Source organism: Psychrobacillus sp. MER TA 171 (genome assembly GCF_023713305.1).
Classification (GTDB): Bacteria; Bacillota; Bacilli; order Bacillales_A; family Planococcaceae; genus Psychrobacillus.
Window position 1 is genome coordinate 1 of record NZ_JAMAWN010000075.1, and the last position, 438, is coordinate 438.

At 32.4% G+C, this 438-nt stretch carries 1 protein-coding gene; it reads left to right on the forward strand.

Annotated features, from left to right (window positions below):
* Positions 1-130: 130 nt before the first annotated feature.
* On the forward strand, positions 131-438 hold a 308-nt coding region (locus M3627_RS20515), incomplete at its 3' end, for an FAD-dependent oxidoreductase (protein WP_251557283.1).

Below are 438 nucleotides of genomic sequence, written 5' to 3' on the forward strand. Positions count from 1 at the left end.
CTCATTTATGGATTTATTTATGTGCATTCAAACTAAATAGACAATCATGTAAAATAGGTAATTAATGGACATGAAAACTATGTATTAATAAATTTTCAATGGATATATATCATTAGTTAGGAGTAAGAACATGTCAGAGAAACAATATGATTTAGTCGTTCTCGGTGGAGGTACTGCAGGATATGTTGCTGCGATACGTGCGTCTCAATTAGGTAAAAAAGTGGCAATAGTAGAACGACAACTATTAGGAGGTACTTGTCTCCATAAAGGTTGTATTCCTACTAAATCGCTGCTTAAATCTGCTGAAGTATTTCAAACAGTAAAACAGGCAGCAATGTTTGGCGTTGATGTCAAAGATGCTAATGTTAATTTTGAAAATATGTTGGCACGAAAAGAAGACATTATTAATCAAATGTATCAAGGTGTAAAGCATTTAAT